Source organism: Legionella donaldsonii (assembly GCF_900452385.1).
In the GTDB taxonomy this organism is placed as follows: Bacteria; Pseudomonadota; Gammaproteobacteria; order Legionellales; family Legionellaceae; genus Tatlockia; species Tatlockia donaldsonii.
The window spans coordinates 567,501-586,125 of sequence record NZ_UGOA01000001.1 but is presented as its reverse complement, the minus strand read 5'-3'; the positions used below and the strand labels follow the sequence as shown (position 1 = coordinate 586,125).

Below are 18,625 nucleotides of genomic sequence, written 5' to 3'. Positions count from 1 at the left end.
TAACCACACCATCCCCTTATGGCAGTGTAGGGAAAGTTAAAGCAAATTGTGTATATTTCCCTTCTTGTGCCTCACAGCGAATATCACCACCAAAACGATTCATAACCAACTTGCAAAAAGATAACCCTATTCCTGTACCCATAAAAGTCGTTGTATAAAAATGGTTAAACAAACGAGCCAGTTGTTGTGAAGACATCCCCTTGGCAGAATCCTTAAAAAAAAGGGTGTTCACTTTATCGCCAGTCTCAGTCCATATAAAAATATCTCCTTTTTGCGTAGTTGCAATGGCATACAGGGCGTTTTTGAGGAGATTAAAAAGTACATGTTGCATCAATAACTTTGAACCGGTAAAAACAAAGTCCCCCCGCCAAGTTATTAGTGAACGCTCATGATTTGATTTAAAAGGATATCTTGCCATCGCTTCGGTTAGGCAATCAGTCATTGAGCAAGGCTCTAATATACAATTCTGTAATGAGTTTTCTCGGCCGGCTTTAACCAGCAACATATCTATAATTGTATTGGCATAATCAATCTCGTTAATTATACGCTCACCCACATCCTCTAATTGTTGTAATCTCATTTCCCGGATAGTAGAAGTCAACAACTCTTGTTCTTTGGCAACATGATACGCTTGAAATAATTGAGGCATATAATAGGTCAGGGCTTTTGCACCACTTTTAATGCCTAACAAAGGCGTTCGTAATTCATGAGCTATCATGCCAGCAGCCGCCGCCATACCAGCCAATCGCTGCTGTTGTAACATAGCGGTTTTATAATTTACGGTTGAACCAACAATAATTACAAAGAATAATACCAAGGTCATTTCAATATGCTCTTCACCAAAATAGAGCTCCGGCGACATAAAATAATAACAAACCAAGGCAAGCCCCCATCCCAAAACCAACAGTACTGAAAGACTGAATAAATCCACTAGCAAGACCAGCAAAAATACGCTGCATAATAAAGACATCGCCGAGATGGCATTCGCATGATTCATTAAAAATGAATAAGCAAAGAAAAAGGATAGCGTATAAAGAATCGTCAAAAACCAATACCAAGGCATATAGGGTTTGCTTGCTGCAGGCCAATAGGGAGTTAACATTAAACCCAAGCCTAGTAAACTGCCTACTAGACGTAATCCCAAGGTTTCATAGGGCTGTGGAAACCATACTGTCCATATCCAGTAAAACAATGGGAACCCAAAAAAAGCAATTGCTCCTACGGCGATCAACTGGTGTGCAGCATTAGATAAACTGCGCTGCATCGATTGATCAAGATAGTTCACTATTTTTTTCAAATTTTTCATCACTGCATGCATGCTCTTCAAATAAATTCAGAATTGAACACGAGTGGACCAATGTCAAGATACCAGGAACTGTTTACCTATCGCTAACTTGAGTGATTATGGCTCGAAAATCAAGCCATCACCATCAAATGTAAATAACTCCTACATTAATCTTGTGGGAAGAATGATATTATGCTTTCTTTATTATTCTTAATTTGTAACTCAGTATGGCTATTGAAACCTTACGTATTGCGACAAGAAAGAGTCCCTTGGCCTTATGGCAGGCCAATCATATTGCTGGTCTACTTAAGCAGTATTGGCCGCTACTTGAGATAGAGCTCGTCCCAATGGTAACGTCGGGTGATAAATTTTTGAAAGACAAATTACTGGTTACCGGCGGTAAGGGCCTCTTTGTGAAAGAGCTTGAAGAAGCACTCTTAGCTGGGGAAGCTGATATTGCCGTTCACTCAATGAAGGATGTGCCGGCAACATTCCCTGAGGGGCTCGCTCTTGCAACCATTTGTAAACGGCATAACCCTCTAGATGCTTTTATTGCAAAACGACATAAGAGACTACAAGAATTACCCTCAGGCAGCGTCATTGGTACATCCAGTCTACGTCGCCAGTCACAGCTCTTAGCGCTCCGTTCTGATTTGGAAATAAAGGTATTACGAGGCAATATCAATACCCGTTTAAATAAATTGGAAGAGGGAGAGTATGACGCCATTATCCTGGCAGTAGCAGGTCTTGAGCGCATGGAGATGCAAACGATAATTACCGAGATTTTAAGTGATGAGCTTATGTTGCCAGCCTGTGGGCAAGGCGCTCTGGGAATAGAATGCCGTGCTGAAGATAGCGACATAAAAAAGCTTTTGACGCCGCTTAATGATCCACTTTCAGCACTTTGCGTACACAGCGAACGCCACGTCAATGCCTTACTAGGTGGTAATTGCCACGTACCTTTGGCTGTTTTTTGTACTGTGCAATCTAATCAACAATTGCTTTTACGTGCCAAAGTCTTCACTCTAGATGGCCAAACAGTCATTCAAGACAGTCAATCAGGCCCACAATCAAAAGCAACAGCGATAGCTGATGCCTGTGCAAAAACCTTATTGGCGAAGGGAGCAGATAAACTCCTTTCTCTCTCATCATGACTTATTCTCTGCATAATTTACATGTTCTCAATACGCGGCCTCTTGGGCAAGCAAAAGAATTGAGTCGCGCTATTATTGATGCGGGAGGGATAGCCATTGAATGCCCCGCTTTAAAAATTGAAGCAAATAACCAGCAGTGGCTATCCTCCTTGCCCAATTTAGCGGCAACTGAGTATGCCATCTTCATTAGTGCTAATGCTGTCGAACATTGCTTCACCACTCTGGAACAACAAAAAATTGCCTGGCCTGCTACAGTGAAGTTAATCGCTGTCGGACAAGGAACTGCTTCTGCTTTAAAGAAATATGGTTTTCCTATTCATCTAATCCCTTCTCATGCAGACAGCGAACATCTATTGGCACTTGCTGAACTACAAACGGTCAATAAAAAAAAGATTCTGTTATTCAAAGGAGAAGGAGGCAGGCCATTAATTGCCGAAACCCTAAAGAGCCGCGGGGCAGATGTCTATAGTTTTGATGTTTATAAACGAGTAAAACCCGAGATTAATCAGCAACATTTATATTCATTGTGGCACAATGACGTTGTCGATATTATACTGTTTACAAGCCAGCAAGCGATGCATAATATTTTTGCTTTGTTTGGTGAGGGCGCCCATGCTTGGCTTTGCAGCAAACCTTGCCTGGTTATCAGTGAACGCTTGGCAAAATCAGCATCATTATTAGGAATAAAAACTATTCTGATAAGCAGCCCGGAAACAATCTTAAAAACATTGCACCAATACAATCAAGGATTAATTCATGGCCAACAGCAATGAAGCGCAGAACAAAGCCTCAAAAACAGCGCCTAAAACAACCACCACCAATCATGATATAAACCACCCCATTCAGCCGCCAAGTAATAAAATTGAAGAAAAACCGGCTAAAACAACCACTTCCTTTGTCCCAGTTTTGAGTTTGATCATGGCAGGCATTGCTCTCGTTAGTGGTTTATATGCTGCTTATACCAGCCAACAGCTACATCAAACGGCCAGTCAACAAACTCAAATGCTGAATAGTGAAATCAATGAGTTAAAACGAAGTCAATTAGAGGCAAAAACTCATTTTGCTGAAGCAGCACAAACAAGTAGTCAAACACAAGAAAAAATAGAAACACAGGTGCAAGAATTAAGCAAAAATTTGCATATTGCCATGCAGCAACGCCTTTACCAAAAACAGGATTGGGTTTTATTGAAGGCGCGTTATTATTTAGAGCTTGCACAGATTAATGGTCACTGGAGCGATGACCAACAGGCTACTATTGCACTACTGCAACAGGCAGATACCCTGTTAGCAACTGTATCTAATCACCAACTATTTACCGTCCGGCAAGCGATTGCACGAGAAATTACCCAGTTACAAGCTCTTCCCAAAATTGATACAGCAGGCCTCTTAAGTCAACTCGACGCCGCACAGAGCATCATTTCCGATTTGCCAATCAAACAAGCATTTAATCAAGTTGCTACGGTGCCTACAAAAAACATCGACACCCCGTCCCCCACTACCTGGCGAGACAGAGTTCATGACAGTATGAGTTTACTTGAAAAGCTGGTGGTTGTTCGTCATCACGATGAAGAGATTAATTCTTTGCTCTCACCTGTACATCAGGCAGTATTACGCGAAAGTATTCGCCTCAATTTACAAGAAGCGCAATGGGCGATATTGCAAAACAATCCCCAAGTATATCAATTGGCGTTAACTCAAGCCATAAAGGATGTGAAACGTACCTTTGATGAAAGTGCTGAGAGTACGCAAGCCTTAATCAAAAAATTGCAAGACTTATCCCAAGAAAACCTTGCCCCAGCTAAACCCGTCATTAAAGAATCGCTGCCTTTGCTAAATCAGCTGATTGAATCCAATTCTCAAACCACCAAGGCTGCTGTATCGGAAGGAGAAACTATACAATGATTCGCGTGTTAATGATTTTCCTGCTCTTACTCGCGTCCGTATACCTCGGTATTCAGCTTAGTCGCGATCCTGGCTACCTGCTTATTGCCATTAATCATTGGACTGTTGAAACGACCCTTTTAGTTGCCATTTTCGCTTTGATTGTTAGCTTTGTTTTATTTCATACCATCCTGTTGGTAATGGCTAAACTGGGTAAAGGTCCTGCAGCTTTCCGTCATTGGCAAACAAAACGTCGTGTACAAAAAGCACAGGCTAAAACAAGACAAGGATTAATCGAGTTCAGCGAGGGCTATTGGGCGCAAGCCAAAAATCACTTAATCAAAGCCTTACCGGATACTGACTCTCCATTGCTTAATTATCTCACCGCAGCTCGTGCCGCACAGGAGATGGGAGATAATCAATTGCGCGATGATTATCTTCGGGAAGCCCAACAATCGATGCCTGAGGCTAAAATAGCAGTCGAATTGACCCAGGCTCAATTACAGCTTGCGAACAAACAATGGGAACAAGCCTTGGCAACACTACGCCATTTACAAGATATGGCGCCCCACCACCCCTATGTGCTTAAATTGTTAATGCATCTCTATCAAGAAGTTAAGGACTGGCCGCAATTAATTGCACTTTTACCTGAATTAAAGAAAAATCAGGTTATTACAGGCCAAGCCTTTGAAATCCTAAGAAAACAAACTTATTTGCAGTCTATCTCTGAACTTGCCAAGTATTCGCAAGTTGAAGCTCTGACAAAAATGATAGCATCACTACCCAAAGCACTAGCCAATGACCCTTTATTAATGGCCGAATATTGCAAGTTTTTATTAATGCAGAATGACCAGATGCAAGCAGAGTCAATTTTACGCCGCTGTTTGCGGAAAGAATATCATGAAGGACTTATTTCTCTTTATGGGCAGGTGAAAGGGGATGATCAACAATTAGCTTTTGCTGAATCTTTACTCAAAAAAGCACCCCATTCGGCAGCGCTCTATCTTTGTCTTGGGCGTCTAAGTCTCAACAATCATTTATGGGGAAAAGCAAAGAATTATTTTGAAAAAAGTCTCGAACTTAGTCCAACAGCGGAAGCTTACGCTGAATTGGGTAAACTATTGGAAAAATTGAATGACCAGAGTGGCGCTTGCTCATCGTATCGACAAGGACTAGCGCTTGCAATCAACAGAAAAGCGGATGGGGAGTTAACAGCAAGAACCAGTTAATTGGGTGAATGGCTTTTGAAATTTTTTGACAAAATAAAAACTAACTGTAAAATTTTATGCAGAAAAGTTTTTTCTTACTCTATTTTCAGAAAAATACCATATCACTTTTAAGAAATAAGAGGTTTCTTCTCGACCCAATTGAAAATTTTTCAACTAAACTAACGTATTATTAAAAATTGATGTGAATTTAAATGCCTATTGCCCATCTGTTACTGGCCCTTTTAGTTGCTATAATTTGGGGCGTTAATTTTCTTTTCGTGAAATTAGCTCTTGACGAAATTTCACCACTTTTTCTTTGCGCACTGCGATTCCTATTAGCCAGTGTTCCAGCCATTTTCTTGATAAAACCACCTGCCATACCTTTCAGACTAGTTGCCTTATACGGCTTAATTATGTTTGCTTTACAGTTTGCCTTACTTTTTATAGGGATGAATGCGGGTATGACACCTGGTATGGCTTCGTTAATTATTCAAGTACAAGTATTTTTTAGCATGTTCTTTGCAGCAGCTTTATTGGGTGAGCAACCCAATCTTTGGCAGGTTGGAGGCGCTTTAGTTTCGTTTATCGGTATCGGTTTAGTTGCAATGCATGTCGATAAAAATATCTCCCTCTTAGGCTTTATGTTTATTCTTGCTGCAGCTGCAACTTGGGGATTAGGTAATCTTATTACCAAAAAAATCAAAGATATTAATATGATGGCTCTTGTTATTTGGGGAAGTTTTGTTGCCTTTGTCCCTATGCTAATCCTCGCTCTCGTTGTTGAAGGACAGGACAAACTTGTTTATAGCTATCAACATTTAACCGGGTTGGGCCTTAGCTCATTGTTCTACATTGTCTATATCTCAACCTGGATCGGTTATGGTGTATGGAACTGGTTATTAAGTCGTTATGCTATTGGCGCTATTGTCCCATTCACTTTGTTAGTGCCAGTCGTAGGCATATTAAGTTCTGTCTTACTTTTGGGGGAACCCTTCCAACTCTGGAAACTAACTGCAGGATTACTAGTGATTACCGGGCTTTGCATCAACGTCCTAAGCACTCGTTTTAGGATGGTGAAAGTACCGCAAGAGCTCGCTAGAAATTAACGATTTTGATTAACTGCCTATTCCTGCTTTTTGGCATCGTCGATTGGAATATCGTAGATAGCACACTATCAAAAAATTTAGCACCCTTTGGTGTAGGCAGCTAAAACGTTGCCATATCTTTTTAAACTATTTTCAGCAGGCGAGTTATAAACACGCTTACTTTGAGCTATTCTGGCATCAGCAAGAAACTTAGCGAAATATATCCCTGTAGGTAAAGGCTCAATAATAGGGATGTTAATCCCTTCGCGCTCTAAACGTTCATTAATCGCATCACGATAAGCAATAAGCCGTCCAGAGCCCAAAATCAGTACATCGGCTTGCTTGCTAGTGACCGCATCATAACACTGCTCTACTAACGCACTCATGGTAGCCTCTGAGCGATAATCAGCAGTCGGATCGAGCTGTACACCTTGTACACAGGCTAGCCTATCATACAGCCCATAGACTCTGGCTAAATTTTCTTGGATAGGTGTTAACTCCTCTGTAGTGTTTATGATGGCAAATTTATTGCCCATCATTGCAGCAACATGCATGGTTGTTTGAGGAAGACTAACGACAGGAATAGAAACCGCTTCGCGTAGTGCGCGCAAGGCAATATCAGCCATCAGATCGATAACAATTGCATCGGCTTTCTCTTTTTCTGCTGCAAGAACCTCAGCAATCAACCCAGGAGCGATCAGCGCCATATCAAACTCATGGCGTATAGCATCGACCTCAATGTCGACATAGCGAATACTCAATTGCAATTCACTACTCTGATAAGGCTGCAACACCTCCTCGCTTAATACTTGCGTATTATAACCGGGTAGAATCACATGTACCTGCGTCATTATTCTCTCTCTGTGATTAAGATAATAGCGTTATCATTTTCCTAACATTCGCGTAAACGTTTGCTATATTACGTGCCTCTAATTTTTCAAAAACCAATTGAGGTAATACACGTTGAATTAAAAAATCGTACAGGCAATATTTAAAACCAAGTTGCCATTCTTCTTCAGCAATCCTGGTCTTAGTTGCTTCAGCTAATTGCAAGCGATGTTGGTCAAGATAATGTAGCAATAATTTAGCATCAAAATCGGTAGGTAAAACATAAGATAAAAACTCTACGGCATCTCTCTGTGGTAAATGAATCGTTGCAATTTCCCAATCATAGACATAAATTTGTCTCTCATTTTCACTAAATGCTACATTTTTAGGAACGCAGTCATTTTGTACCAAGGTTTTTTTCATAGTATCAATTTGCGCGCGCCAAATCGGAATATCTTGTATTAGCCGAGAGTGAAAAGCATAATCCTCAACCTGTAAAAAGGGTAGTTGAGCTAGTTTTACAGCATCGGCCAAAGCTAACCAATAAGGCATAAGCTGCTGCATCATTACCACATCCAGCCTATTTCCAAAACCAGGGATTTTCATCAATTCTGCTTCTTTTTGATACCAAACTGCATGCATCTTGGCGAGTGCTGCACAGAGGTTTTCAATAGCCCGCTGATTCCACTTGGCAATATTAAAGGGATCTAACGATAACCATTTCTCGTCAAGATACTGCAAAACAAGCACGCAGGCATCACCACTAACATAGCTTCCGTAAGAGAACGGTAAGTACTGCTGAAAAGCGGGATAAGCCTGTTGCATCGCATAGATAGCTGCCTCTTTACGATTAACATAGGCAAATTCCAATTGGGACAAATAATCATAGACCGGATGAGTAGTACGAATCCCACATTGGAAAAAAGCAGTGCTTATTGCTTTTAAATAATCTTCTTCGCTGATCTTCGATTTTACGATAACAACAATTTGCTGCTGCTTACCCTGGCTTTCGAATAAGAGATTATAGCGTTGTACGCCAATGGGATGAGATCCACTTTTAGGATGTTTTAGTGCAAGCGCCATTTTTTCACTGGCAGAAGGTGCATATTCTGCTTCATGAATCATTAAAGTCTGATCATTGCGCTGTTTCCGCAAACAAAATTGAAAAAACTGTTTGGTGAAAACAAGACCTACTTCCGTTGTCTTAACATAAGTACTGTCCATAACAATGCTTTCCTTGAATGGCCATAAAACCATTAACGCAATATTGGAGTACAGGCATCTTCACAAAAACGCAAGCTACGTTCAACCTGAATAGTTGCATGGTGAATGTTGTGTTTTTCTTTCAGCATGTTCACTAATTTTTGCCGTGCTTCATCACTTAATGGTAATTCAGGCATAAAAAGATGCACAGACAAGGCATTTTCTTGTGTGCTTATTGCCCAGATATGTAGATCATGTACCTCAACGACGCCAGCCTCCGCCTGCAATGATTCGCGAACACTCGACCAAGAGATCCCTCGCGGAACCCCATCAATAATCAGACGAAAACTATCGCTGAAAAGGGACCATGTACCCTTGATAATAAATAGAGCAATCAACAGGCCTACAATCGGATCTATCCATAACCAATTGGTCCAATAAAGAAGGGCTGCTGACACCACTACGCCCACAGAAATTAAAGCATCGTAGAATAAATGCAAGAAAGCCGCACGAATGTTTAAATCATCAGCCCCACGTAAAAATAGTAACGCCGTTGCTCCGTTAACGACGATACCTATGCCAGCCACAATCATTACTGAGAGTGCCTGTATTTCAGTGGGTGAAAACAACTTATACATCGCTTCCGTAGCAATGATTCCACAGGTAAAAACTAATAGTACGCCATTGGCCAGTGCGGCTAATATTGATGTTTTCTTCATACCATATGTTGTATGGGCCGTCGGCATACGCTTCAATAATCCGTGGGCTATCCAGGCTAAAATTAAACTTAGCACATCACCAAGATTGTGAATGGCATCAGCCAATAAGCTAGTCGAATTAGCGATATAAGAAAAAATAATCTGGAAAATAACAAATAATCCATTGGCAATAATAGCAATCAAAAAAGCGCGATTAAAATGGGGAACACCATGATGATGGCCATGCGAGTGCTCATGCGAATGCCCCTCGTCCTCATCGTCATGCTGATGAAAAATCATAGCTGCTCCTTTAATTTTCTGCCGGTTCTGCTGAGGAATTATCGTCTTGATTACTATAATAACTTATTCCAATTTTAATGCGCTCACGGCTATTTTGCTTACGCCAGGCATTTGTATCTCGTAACGAGTATACGCAGCCACAATATTCTTGTTTATAAAAATTTTCGCGCTTGGCTATTTCATACATTCTTTCCGAGCCGCCATTTTTTCGCCAATTATAAGTCCAGTATTCGAGATGAGGATAACGGCTAGCAGCGCGAGTTCCTGAGCCATTAATTTGCTCCATATCCTTCCAACGAGAAATACCAAGCGAACTGCTGATCACCGGAAACCCATGTTCATGAGCATAAAGTGCAGTCCGTTCGAAACGCATATCAAAACAAGCGGTACAGCGTTTCCCGCGCTCAGGCTCCCATTCCAGCCCCTTAATCCTTGCAAACCAATTGTCCTTATCATAATCCGCATCAATAAAAGGAATATTATGTTTCTTTGCAAACTGAATATTCTCTTCTTTTCTAATTTCATATTCCTGCACAGGATGAATATTGGGATTATAGAAAAAAATAGAAAAATTAATTTTTGAAAATAACAAAGCTTCCATCACTTCACCCGAACAGGGCGCACAGCAGGAGTGCAATAATAATTTGTCAGCACCATTAGGAAGAACTAGTTGTTCACGATTGATCATGATTACTACTCGATAAATTAATAAAATGCTCGCGATAATAGACAAGTTCAGCAATTGAATCCTTAATGTCATCAAGCGCCAAATGCTTTGATTCTTTCACAACACCACTTAATAATTGCGGCCGCCAACGCTTAACCAACTCTTTTAATGTACTCACATCAAGATTGCGGTAATGAAAAAAGGCCGCCAGCGCAGGCATGTATTTATATAAAAACCGTCTATCTTGGCAAATACTGTTGCCGCACATAGGGGACTTACCTTTATCCAAGTATTGTTTAAGGAAAGCGATTGTTTGTGCTTCTGCCTCAGCTTCTGTCGTTGTAGTCTCCTGTACCCGTTTAACCAATCCTGATTGGTTATGTTGTTTAGTATTCCATTCGTCCATCCCTGCAATTAAGGAAGGAGCCTGATGAACAGCGAGAACAGGGCCTTCAGCCAGAATAGTAAGATTTGCATCAGTGACAATAGTAGCTATTTCAATGATGCGATCCTTCTCTGGGTCAAGGCCAGTCATTTCCAAGTCTATCCAAATCAGATTATTATTGTTTTTCATGTGGTTTCCAAGAATTCAAAATTAAATCGGCGCAGGCAACTCGCCGTTGATGTAACGCCTCTTTAATGGCCTCGCCCTGATATCCCTTCTCAATTAAATTTTGAGCAGAAATTTTACTACACTCTTGTAATAAGTAACGCCAATTTTTCCCTTGCTTATAATCAATTTTTCGGCCACAACCCTGAGCATCAGCTTGACAGACAAGCAATAATTTTTCAAAAAGTTGTGGACGGCGAAAAGCATCCGTCTGCTCAAAAACTTTAACTATTGTTTTCGCGTTCAACTCAAAAAGACGATGAATCGTTAAATGAAAGCGCGATACCATGACCGCAAATTTACGGTAATCCGCAGGAATTCGCAAACGTTCGCATAAGGCTTCAATAATTGGAATCCCCCGCTCCTCATGTCGATGGTGTTTTGGCCATTCGGCCATTGGAGTGATGGCTTTCCCTAAATCGTGCATAACAGCTGCAAAACGCACCATCGGCTCACTCGATAGTTCAACCGCAGCACTTAATACCATCAAGGTATGTACACCGCTATCGACCTCAGGATGGTAATCCCTCCTGTTAGGTACGCCAAAAAGAGCATCTATCTCGGGTAATACTATTTTTAATGCAGCACATGCCCTTAAGGTTGTAATAAATATTTCTGGATTTTCTTCCGTTAAACTACGTGACCACTCTTGCCAAACACGCTCGGCAACCAAATGACCCAGTTCACCACGCTTTACCATTGCATACATCAGAACACGCGTATCATTCGCCACTTTAAAGCCTAAATGATAGTAACGAGCCGCAAAACGAGCTACTCTCAAAACCCTAACTGGATCTTCAGCGAAAGCGGGTGAAACATGTCTTAAAAGCTTTTCTTGTAAATCAGCTTGGCCATGATAAGGATCAATTAGTTGGCCGCTTTTATCTTGTGCCATAGCATTAATTGTCAAATCTCGTCGCTGCAAATCCTCTTCCAAAGTAACAGTCTGTGAAAAATTACACTCGAAACCATAATAGCCAGGAGCCGATTTTCGTTCTGTTCGAGCCAAAGCATATTCTTCACGGGTTGTAGGATGGAGAAAAACTGGAAAATCTTTTCCTACTTGCTGATAACCTTGTTTCTTCAACTGTTCTGGAGTCGCTCCCACAATAACCCAATCACGCTCTTTAACGGGATATCCCAATAATTGGTCACGAACAGCCCCTCCCACTAAATAAACTTTCATTAATATCTGTTTGCCTTCATACTGTACAAGTTTAAGATCCTGACAATTATAGACTATGTTTAAAGCATGAGTAAAAGACGAATTAACAAACAACAAGCTGCGCGCATTGAAAAAATGCAAGCCGAGTATCGTCAAAACACTGATATCTCAGGCAAAGAAGGTTTAGTCTTGTCCCGTTTTGGCCGCCATGCTGAAATCGAAGATAGTCAGGGAAATCGTATTCATTGCTCTATTCGTCCTAATTTAGATTCTTTAGTTGCCGGTGATCGTGTCATCTGGCAAGTGGAAGGCCATGCTCAAGGTGTGGTTGTAAGTCGTTATCCACGTCAATCCACACTGGGTCGCCCAGACAAGCGAGGACTATTCAAACCCGTTGCTGCTAACATCAGTCAAGTCATTGTTGTTACCGCAGCAAAACCCGAGCTCACATGGTCTTTATTGGATAGTTACCTGGTTATGGCTGAACATTTAGCCTTAGAAGTTTGTATTGTTTTAAACAAAACAGATCTCCCCTGCGAAACGATTCAGCAAGAACTATTAACTTGCTATAAACCACTTGGCTATCCCCTCGTATTTACTAGTCAATTTGATACTCAGGGTTATGAGTTATTGAAAAAAACTCTTCAACATCATACCAGTGTCTTTGTTGGACAGTCGGGTGTAGGCAAGTCTTCGCTTATTGCCGGGCTTTTACCACACGAAAATAACATTCAAACGGCGGAAATTTCAGCTAGTTCAGAGTTGGGTTGTCACACAACAAGCAATTCACGTCTCTATCATTTACCTAGCGGCGGCGCCTTAATTGACTCTCCGGGTGTACGTGAGTTTGGCCTTTGGCATATGCCCATTAGTGAGATTACTCAAGGTTATCGCGAGTTCCAGCCTCTTATTGCCCAATGCAAATTCCGCAATTGTAATCACAAAGATACACCCGGCTGTGCAATCAAAGCTGCACTTGATGCAGGAAAAATAGCACAAAAACGCTATGACAGCTTTGTTAAAATTACTGTGCAATTTGCCAAATAATTTAGGCTGGCAATGGGCTAATCGATCAGTGCTGTTTCTATTTCTCCAGCTGGGAGAGTAAGCCTTGATAGAAATGTTAGGCCCTTAAGCTAAAGCCAGCTCCATAGCCACATGCTCATCTTCTATCGTTACTCCTTTCTCTGGAGAGGGTTGCGCCGTTATAGTCGTACTTAATTTCTGCAAATACTCTAACATACTATCGGATTGCAATTTACTGACAGCTAACTTTTCAATTTTTTTCTGTAAAGTGCCCATCAGGCTTTTTATACTACCTATAAACATTTCTTCTTTAAGTTTTTCAGTTAGCTCCTGGTAGAACAATTTAAAAGCCCCTGGATTAGCACCAAATAATCCAATTCTCCTTTTACAGCCTTCTCTCGCTCCACAGCTAGCCAGACGGTGTATCAAAAACTCCCGATTTGCTTTTAAAAATTGATCAGAACTAACGGGGGCAGATTCTTTTCTTAACTCTTCCAACATCTTTGCCCTATCTTCAACGGGTACACTTCCTAATAGCTTATTGAATTCAATGTTAATACGAGCCCATTTTAACTGAGGATTTTTGGGCTGTAAGGAAGTTTGCACGATTTGCTCAAGGAAATTCTCAATTAACATCCTTGACTTAAATTGTCTTTTTGATGATAACGACCAGAGTACCGTAAACAACTGCTCTGGCTCAAAGCAGGTGTTATTCTCTTTGGCAAAGATTGATTGATTCTCTATACTCTTCCACCATTCCAATGTGTCATTATATCGCGTCCATGAGGTAAGAAAATCATTTGCCGCAGCCGCTTTCTTGACAATATTCTCCATGACCGAGGCATACGTAAAACGACTCTGTTTTACATCTCCCTTTTCAACGAAAGAAGAAAGGGTATTAAATAAATCGATGCAATTAGAATCAGGGACATTGTTAGATTTATCCCAGATACGTAGAGAAGTACTTGTAAAAGGTAAATAGCTAAAGCCATGCGTCATTAATGACACAAAAATAATTAACGCTCTTCGATTCGCCTCTTGCTCATCTATCTCATCATACTCCCGATAAACTTTTTTTGCTGAAACACGGCGTAAAGAATCGATTTCAATCCTATCGTCTTTTTCTATCTCTTTGCGAAACTCAGCTTGCGGATTATAATCTAAAACTAATTGCAGGAAATATTGTCCATAAACTGCAATACAGCCCCGATCATCATCATCGAATTTATGCTGAATTTTTTGCAGAATGGTTGCAACGGAAAGCCGTTTTGTACGAAAGGAAATTCGTTGCTTAAATAATCTATCTAACTCGGTCTGTTCTAATCCTGCGATAAACTCAAGAAATTTTGCATACGCTTTATCAGCTGTATCGAGTTGAGTTGCACTAATATCATAACCAAGCAATAATCCCACTGGATTTAAAGTACCATTAACTAACTCTCTGACTGCCTCGACAGTTTTAACGCTGATACCGGGCTCTGGTTCTGTCTCGACCACGCGAATAAAATAATCAGGATAGCGAGGGGCTGCAAAAGCTAAACGCGCTAATTCCTTTTGGGTTAATGGGCATGGAGGATGCTCACTACACTGATAAAAAGTTCCGTTCGCTTTATGATGATCAATAAGATGTTGAGCAAGAATTAACTTCGTTCCATTATCAGAAAGAATAAGATGAGATAAGGGATAAATTGTAAATAGCTCTTGAGTAACCAGATCCTTATCCATCTGCAGCGTTGGAATCAGCAACCGATAGTAGTTAGGGTGAATATACCCTGCACTTGCTAAATGGCGGGCTAAATGTATCCAACTGCGATTGGGTCTATCTTGCCTACGGGTATAATCATTTGGTGTATCGATGATACTTTTCCAACGCAAAGCATAAATTTGTTTTATCTGCTCAATTATCTCAGGTTTAATCTCATCTTCACCACGAAGTCGCTGAACTAGCTGATCTATCTCCGGTTTCAGTGGATCAGTGTCATTTAGTTCTAACGCTTGAACTAATTCACATAATTGAGCCACCTCAAAGTAGTTTCCAACTTTCAAAGACTGATAAAGCGGTTGCAGTTTCTCATGCTTGCCGACCAGGGTGGGGTCAAATTGACAAAGCCATTTCGCCACGGCAGCCAGCTTATCATGCAAATCCTCGGTGTTCTGCATGCAATCAAGCAGAATTTCAATTAAGTAACTCCGCTTTTTATCCCCAAAATCTATTGGTATTCCATAAAAATGATTAATATCCTCTAACGAACAAGCACTGAGAGCTATAGAAAAATTTTTTAGACATTTTTGAAATTCTGTAAAATCTTTCGGCTCCCTACCAGCAGCGTCATAATAACTTTCAATAATATCAAGGAGACTGGGTAGTAGATGAGTAGGGCAATCGCCACGGCGTTGCCAATTAGGGGCTATCAGACGGAGTACGTAATTCCAAAAGCTGGAATAATGTTCGTTTTTAAGTTGAAAAGCTAAATCTTCGCCTCTTTTAGAACGAATTCGATACAATTCATTGAGAGTCAACGCTCGGGGTCTAAACTGTTTGGCCATGTCGTAGGTAGCCAATTGTCCTTTGCCGTGTTGCAAATGCTCTAAGAGCCCCAAAACTCTATGCCAAACACCATCATCACTAAGAAAAATTGCACGAGTATCAGGAGCTTGCTCTAGGCGCGACAGTTTATCGGGATCCACTTGATTTTTAAGCGTTGGAATTAATACTAACAAATAAGGTATCTTCAATTCAGCCGCTAAATCTTTAGCCAGTGAGATCCAAGGTATGTTCACCCCTCCAGGATAAAACGTATAATCATCTTCCTTATCAGCTATATTTTTCCAGCGTCTTGCAAAACAAGCCCTAATCCAAGCAAGGTCATCCTCATTTAAAGGGCTATCTAGCTCCAGTGGAAATAGTGGATCACTGGTGCCTTCTTCAGCTTTAGGGTCAAACCTTCCAGAATATTTTTCTTGGAAATCGTTAAGAAGAGCCTTATCATCCTCACTTAGTTTATCTTTAATACTTTCTAGAGCATTAATAAATTCCTGAACGCGGCCGACTAACATGCTACTCTACTTCCCCGTAAAATGATAATTAATACTACAACATTTATATCTAGCTAACTCTCAGTTCATAAAATGCTGAAACATTATCTCGAGCGCAGATAGATTAACATGAATTCTACTGAGAAATCATTATTTATTGTCGATGAAATGTACAAATTAAATAACTAACTACTAAAAAAAATTTAATTTGGATGGCTATGTCAAAATTAACGCAGAATTTTGTAATCTGGCAAAAAAAAAGCGGCTATTAAGCCGCTTAGGAAAAAAGCCCTGGCGATGACCTACTTTCGCATGGAGAAACTCCACACTATCATCGGCGCGGGTCTGTTTCACTTCTGAGTTCGAGATGGAGTCAGGTGGTTCCAAACCGCTATGGTCGCCAGGAAAACTGGTTTGCCTGTTCTGGTTAAAGCAGGGTTAACTGCGATAGCCAGGAGGCCGGTAAAGAATATGAGGTAACACAAACGTATTCGTCTTTCATTATTGCCTATAACCTCAAAGCAATTCAGGTTATATGGTCAAGACAATCAGCCAATTAGTACGAGTTAGCTTCACGCATTACTGCGCTTCCACACCTCGCCTATCAACGTCGTAGTCTTCAACGGGCTTCATGGGAAAACTCATCTTGAGGGAGGCTTCCCGCTTAGATGCTTTCAGCGGTTATCCCGTCCGAACTTAGCTACCCGGCAATGCGACTGGCGTCACAACCGGAACACCAGAGGTTCGTCCACTCCGGTCCTCTCGTACTAGGAGCAGCTCCTCTCAATTTTCCTACGCCCACGGCAGATAGGGACCGAACTGTCTCACGACGTTCTAAACCCAGCTCGCGTACCACTTTAAATGGCGAACAGCCATACCCTTGGGACCTGCTTCAGCCCCAGGATGTGATGAGCCGACATCGAGGTGCCAAACACCGCCGTCGATATGAACTCTTGGGCGGTATCAGCCTGTTATCCCCGGAGTACCTTTTATCCGTTGAGCGATGGCCCTTCCATACAGAACCACCGGATCACTAAGACCTACTTTCGTACCTGCTCGACCCGTCAGTCTCGCAGTCAAGCACCCTTTTGCCTTTACACTCTTGGTACGATGTCCGACCGTACCGAGGGTACCTTTGTGCTCCTCCGTTACTCTTTGGGAGGAGACCGCCCCAGTCAAACTACCCATCATACACTGTCCTCAACCCAGATTATGGGCCCAAGTTAGAACCTCAATAATAACAGGGTGGTATTTCAAGGTTGGCTCCATGCAAACTAGCGTCTGCACTTCCTAGCCTCCCACCTATCCTACACAGTTATCATCAAAGTCCAGTGCAAAACTATAGTAAAGGTTCACGGGGTCTTTCCGTCTAGCCGCGGGTACACTGCATCTTCACAGCGATTTCAATTTCACTGAGTCTCGGGTGGAGACAGTGTGGCCATCGTTACGCCATTCGTGCAGGTCGGAACTTACCCGACAAGGAATTTCGCTACCTTAGGACCGTTATAGTTACGGCCGCCGTTTACCGGGGCTTCGATCAAGAGCTTCTCCGAAGATGACCCCATCAATTAACCTTCCGGCACCGGGCAGGCGTCACACCCTATACGTCTTCTTACGAATTTGCAGAGTGCTGTGTTTTTAATAAACAGTCGCAGCCACCTGGTCTCTGCGGCCCTCACCAGCTTCGTTATGTAAAACAACTAACCGGCAAGGGCGTACCTTCTCCCGAAGTTACGGTACCATTTTGCCTAGTTCCTTCACCCGAGTTCTCTCAAGCGCCTTAGTATTCTCTACTTGTCCACCTGTGTCGGTTTGCGGTACGGTTTTCTATAAGTTATGGCTAGCAGCTTTTCCTGGAAGCCTGGCATTAATGACTTCTCTGCACCCCGAAAGGTCAGAACCACTTCGCACCTCCGCGTTAATGAGAAACCGGATTTGCCAGGTCTCTCCGCCTACATGCAAGTACCGGGACAACCAACGCCCGGCTCATCTAGCCTTCTTCGTCCCCACTTCACCACTTATAAAAAGTCCAGGAATATTAACCTGGTTCCCATCGACTACGCATTTCTGCCTCGCCTTAGGGGCCGACTCACCCTGCTCCGATTAACGTCGTGCAGGAAACCTGGGACTTCCGGCGAGAAGGTTTTTCACCTTCTTTATCGTTACTCATGTCAGCATTCGCACTTCTGATACCTCCAGCCCACTTCTCAATGAACCTTCATCAGCTTACAGAACGCTCCCCTACCACGTGTATTACTACACATCCGCAGCTTCGGTGTATGGTTTTAGCCCCGTTACATCTTCCGCGCAGGCCGACTCGACCAGTGAGCTATTACGCTTTCTTTAAAGGGTGGCTGCTTCTAAGCCAACCTCCTGGCTGTCTGTGCCTTCCCACATCGTTTCCCACTTAACCATAACTTGGGGACCTTAGCTGGCGGTCTGGGTTGTTTCCCTCTTCACGACGGACGTTAGCACCCGC

Annotated in this window: 14 protein-coding genes and 2 rRNA genes (1 of these 16 running past the window's edge); 6 read left to right on the top strand and 10 right to left on the bottom strand. The window is 42.0% G+C overall.

Annotated features, from left to right (window positions below; translation table 11 throughout):
* Positions 1–16: 16 nt before the first annotated feature.
* Positions 17–1,306, bottom strand: coding sequence for a sensor histidine kinase (locus DYC89_RS02725; protein WP_115222630.1), 1,290 nt, complete (start codon positions 1,304–1,306; stop codon positions 17–19).
* 206 nt (positions 1,307–1,512) lie between these two features.
* On the opposite strand from DYC89_RS02725, the gene hemC reads away from it, so the two are divergent.
* The 5 genes from hemC to DYC89_RS02700 all read left to right on the top strand — a co-directional run bounded on the left by hemC (position 1,513) and on the right by DYC89_RS02700 (position 6,634).
* Positions 1,513–2,439, top strand: coding sequence for a hydroxymethylbilane synthase (gene hemC, locus DYC89_RS02720; RefSeq protein WP_115220389.1), 927 nt, complete (start codon positions 1,513–1,515; stop codon positions 2,437–2,439).
* Positions 2,436–3,212, top strand: coding sequence for a uroporphyrinogen-III synthase (locus DYC89_RS02715; protein ID WP_115220388.1), 777 nt, complete (start codon positions 2,436–2,438; stop codon positions 3,210–3,212). The genes hemC and DYC89_RS02715 overlap by 4 nt, the downstream gene beginning before the upstream one ends.
* On the top strand, positions 3,196–4,341 hold the full coding sequence (locus DYC89_RS02710) for a uroporphyrinogen-III C-methyltransferase (RefSeq protein ID WP_115220387.1): 1,146 nt from the start codon (positions 3,196–3,198) through the stop codon (positions 4,339–4,341). The genes DYC89_RS02715 and DYC89_RS02710 overlap by 17 nt, the downstream gene beginning before the upstream one ends.
* Positions 4,338–5,549: a heme biosynthesis HemY N-terminal domain-containing protein gene (locus tag DYC89_RS02705; RefSeq protein ID WP_115220386.1), complete on the top strand. Its 1,212-nt coding sequence runs from the start codon at positions 4,338–4,340 to the stop codon at positions 5,547–5,549. Before DYC89_RS02710 ends, DYC89_RS02705 begins: the two co-directional genes overlap by 4 nt.
* Before the next feature lie 191 nt (positions 5,550–5,740).
* A complete protein-coding gene (locus tag DYC89_RS02700; RefSeq protein WP_115220385.1) occupies positions 5,741–6,634 on the top strand; it encodes an EamA family transporter in 894 nt (297 codons plus the stop codon).
* Between the two features lie 77 nt (positions 6,635–6,711).
* On the opposite strand, the gene DYC89_RS02695 is transcribed toward DYC89_RS02700, so the two are convergent.
* Genes DYC89_RS02695 through DYC89_RS02670 form a run of 6 tightly spaced genes read right to left on the bottom strand, consistent with a single transcriptional unit; the run spans position 6,712 to position 12,105 of the window.
* Positions 6,712–7,464 carry an aspartate/glutamate racemase family protein gene (locus DYC89_RS02695; RefSeq protein ID WP_115220384.1) on the bottom strand — a complete coding sequence of 251 codons (753 nt, stop codon included), beginning with the start codon at positions 7,462–7,464 and terminating at the stop codon, positions 6,712–6,714.
* 16 nt (positions 7,465–7,480) lie between these two features.
* On the bottom strand, positions 7,481–8,665 hold the full coding sequence (locus tag DYC89_RS02690; RefSeq protein ID WP_245953934.1) for a phosphotransferase: 1,185 nt from the start codon (positions 8,663–8,665) through the stop codon (positions 7,481–7,483).
* 32 nt (positions 8,666–8,697) lie between these two features.
* A complete protein-coding gene (locus tag DYC89_RS02685) occupies positions 8,698–9,642 on the bottom strand; it encodes a cation diffusion facilitator family transporter (protein WP_115220382.1) in 945 nt (314 codons plus the stop codon).
* A gap of 10 nt (positions 9,643–9,652) precedes the next feature.
* Positions 9,653–10,330, bottom strand: coding sequence for an epoxyqueuosine reductase QueH (locus DYC89_RS02680; RefSeq protein WP_115220381.1), 678 nt, complete (start codon positions 10,328–10,330; stop codon positions 9,653–9,655).
* Positions 10,317–10,883, bottom strand: a complete 567-nt coding sequence (gene orn, locus DYC89_RS02675) for an oligoribonuclease (protein ID WP_115220380.1) — start codon at positions 10,881–10,883, stop codon at positions 10,317–10,319. Before orn ends, DYC89_RS02680 begins: the two co-directional genes overlap by 14 nt.
* The gene (locus DYC89_RS02670; RefSeq protein WP_115222629.1) at positions 10,870–12,105 is read right to left on the bottom strand and encodes a multifunctional CCA addition/repair protein; all 1,236 of its coding nucleotides are present in this window, start codon (positions 12,103–12,105) and stop codon (positions 10,870–10,872) included. Before DYC89_RS02670 ends, orn begins: the two co-directional genes overlap by 14 nt.
* 66 nt (positions 12,106–12,171) lie before the next feature.
* On the opposite strand from DYC89_RS02670, the gene rsgA reads away from it, so the two are divergent.
* Positions 12,172–13,131, top strand: a complete 960-nt coding sequence (gene rsgA / locus DYC89_RS02665) for a small ribosomal subunit biogenesis GTPase RsgA (RefSeq protein WP_115220379.1) — start codon at positions 12,172–12,174, stop codon at positions 13,129–13,131.
* A gap of 84 nt (positions 13,132–13,215) precedes the next feature.
* Here the strand turns inward: rsgA and DYC89_RS02660 are convergent, their stop codons facing one another.
* The 3 genes from DYC89_RS02660 to DYC89_RS02650 all read right to left on the bottom strand — a co-directional run.
* Positions 13,216–16,167 (bottom strand): hypothetical protein, encoded by a 2,952-nt coding sequence (locus DYC89_RS02660; protein ID WP_115220378.1) that lies wholly within the window; start codon positions 16,165–16,167, stop codon positions 13,216–13,218.
* Between the two features lie 268 nt (positions 16,168–16,435).
* Positions 16,436–16,551 (bottom strand): 5S ribosomal RNA (rrf, locus tag DYC89_RS02655).
* A 130-nt stretch (positions 16,552–16,681) separates the two neighbouring features.
* Positions 16,682–18,625, bottom strand: a 23S ribosomal RNA gene (locus tag DYC89_RS02650) (it continues 953 nt past the right edge of the window).

Bases quoted from the DNA above. Each gene is read 5' to 3' on its own strand.
- DYC89_RS02680 (WP_115220381.1), bottom strand. From the start codon at position 10,330: ATGATCAATCGTGAACAACTAGTTCTTCCTAATGGTGCTGACAAATTA.
- DYC89_RS02715 (WP_115220388.1), top strand. From the start codon at position 2,436: ATGACTTATTCTCTGCATAATTTACATGTTCTCAATACGCGGCCTCTT.
- DYC89_RS02695 (WP_115220384.1), bottom strand. From the start codon at position 7,464: ATGACGCAGGTACATGTGATTCTACCCGGTTATAATACGCAAGTATTA.
- DYC89_RS02700 (WP_115220385.1), top strand. From the start codon at position 5,741: ATGCCTATTGCCCATCTGTTACTGGCCCTTTTAGTTGCTATAATTTGG.
- DYC89_RS02705 (WP_115220386.1), top strand. From the start codon at position 4,338: ATGATTCGCGTGTTAATGATTTTCCTGCTCTTACTCGCGTCCGTATAC.
- DYC89_RS02710 (WP_115220387.1), top strand. From the start codon at position 3,196: ATGGCCAACAGCAATGAAGCGCAGAACAAAGCCTCAAAAACAGCGCCT.
- hemC (WP_115220389.1), top strand. From the start codon at position 1,513: ATGGCTATTGAAACCTTACGTATTGCGACAAGAAAGAGTCCCTTGGCC.
- orn (WP_115220380.1), bottom strand. From the start codon at position 10,883: ATGAAAAACAATAATAATCTGATTTGGATAGACTTGGAAATGACTGGC.
- rsgA (WP_115220379.1), top strand. From the start codon at position 12,172: ATGAGTAAAAGACGAATTAACAAACAACAAGCTGCGCGCATTGAAAAA.
- DYC89_RS02690 (WP_245953934.1), bottom strand. From the start codon at position 8,665: ATGGACAGTACTTATGTTAAGACAACGGAAGTAGGTCTTGTTTTCACC.
- DYC89_RS02685 (WP_115220382.1), bottom strand. From the start codon at position 9,642: ATGATTTTTCATCAGCATGACGATGAGGACGAGGGGCATTCGCATGAG.
- DYC89_RS02725 (WP_115222630.1), bottom strand. From the start codon at position 1,306: ATGAAAAATTTGAAAAAAATAGTGAACTATCTTGATCAATCGATGCAG.
- DYC89_RS02660 (WP_115220378.1), bottom strand. From the start codon at position 16,167: ATGTTAGTCGGCCGCGTTCAGGAATTTATTAATGCTCTAGAAAGTATT.
- DYC89_RS02670 (WP_115222629.1), bottom strand. From the start codon at position 12,105: ATGAAAGTTTATTTAGTGGGAGGGGCTGTTCGTGACCAATTATTGGGA.